A 1452-nucleotide genomic window follows, 5' to 3' on the forward strand; every position below is an offset into this window, starting at 1 on the left:
CCCCTTTAGGCTGTATGTTTGTAAAAGCATAAGCTTCCTAAGTTTTGTAAATTAGTTTTTTAAACAGAAAAAGAAACTAAAAACCAGGAAGCTTATGCAAAGGGAAAGTAAGACAATTAATTTTCAAGGGCAAAATATTTATACAGGCATTGATGTCCATTTGAAAAGCTGGAAAGTGACAGTAATGATTGAAAATGTGATATATAAAACTTTTTCACAGGATCCGGACTCAAGGATTCTGGCCAATTATCTGAGAAAGAACTTTCCGGGAGGCCAATATTATTCAGCCTACGAAGCTGGATTTTGTGGGTACAGTGTGCATCGGGAGTTGGTAAAGCAGGGTATCCGGAATATTGTAGTCAACCCTTCTGACATCCCGACCACGGATAAAGAAAAGAAGCAGAAGGATGACAAACGCGACAGTCTTAAAATAGCAAAATCGCTGAAGAGCGGGGAGCTTGAAGGTATTTATGTTCCCAGTAAGGGAATAGAAGAATTAAGAGGCCTGGTTCGTTACCGCAAAACACTGGTCAAAGAAATAAGCAGGAATAAAACCCGCATAAAATCCTTTTTACATTGTAACGGGATAGTCATACCCTCTGAATTGAACTTTGCTTCCCGCTACTGGTCCGGAAAGTTTACTCTTTGGCTGAAAACAATCGAAATGACTACACCATATGGAGATATGGTACTTCAGGAGACACTGGATACAACGGATTTTTTGCGGAAAAAGTTACTGAAGGTGACCCGGTCTTTAAGATTATTGAATACGGGTAATGAATACTCCGCCCAACTCAAATTACTCCAAAGTATTCCTGGGGTTGGTCTGATAATGGCAGTTACACTTCTTTCGGAACTGGAAGATTTTAGACGTTTTAGAAAGCTTGATCAACTTTGTTCTTATGTTGGATTGGTACCACGGACCAATTCTTCAGGGGAAAAAGAGAAGACCGGGGGAATAACACCCCGTTCCAATAAACCTTTGCGAAGCTGTATCGTCGAATCAGCCTGGATCGCCTCCCGTACGGATCCGGCACTGATTCTTTGTTTTAACCAGCTTTGCCAAAGGATGAAGCCAACTGAAGCGATCATACGGATTGCCAAAAAGTTACTTAACAGGATAAGATATGTTATTAATAATGAAACAGAATATGTACAAGCAGTGGTATAACATGCGAACCGGTAATAAAAACTCCTCAATGATAAAGAGACTGTTAACCGCCCTTTGCGGCCCGTAAACCAGGTGTCCGTTGCCTTTAGGCTACAGCTCTTATCTATAATAAATTGAACACAGAAATGCGGCTTGTCAAACGTAAATGCAAGACCGTTGATAGAAGGATGTTTTTATAGACCGGATTCTAAAAGCAAGAAAATCCTTCGGGTTTAGGATGACCCGAAGGATTCTGTGATAAAATATAATAGCGAAAAAATTGGTTTACAACATAGAAGGGG

Annotated in this window: 1 protein-coding gene; it reads left to right on the top strand. The window is 40.2% G+C overall.

Annotated elements, in window-relative coordinates; translation table 11 throughout:
- Window positions 1-94 precede the first annotated feature (94 nt).
- The gene (locus CLV93_RS20045) at window positions 95-1171 is read left to right on the top strand and encodes an IS110 family RNA-guided transposase (RefSeq protein WP_106544013.1); all 1077 of its coding nucleotides are present in this window, start codon (window positions 95-97) and stop codon (window positions 1169-1171) included.
- The last annotated feature ends 281 nt before the right edge of the window (window positions 1172-1452 follow it).

The sequence above is a fragment of the Prolixibacter denitrificans genome, from assembly GCF_003014495.1.
Classification (GTDB): Bacteria; Bacteroidota; Bacteroidia; order Bacteroidales; family Prolixibacteraceae; genus Prolixibacter; species Prolixibacter denitrificans.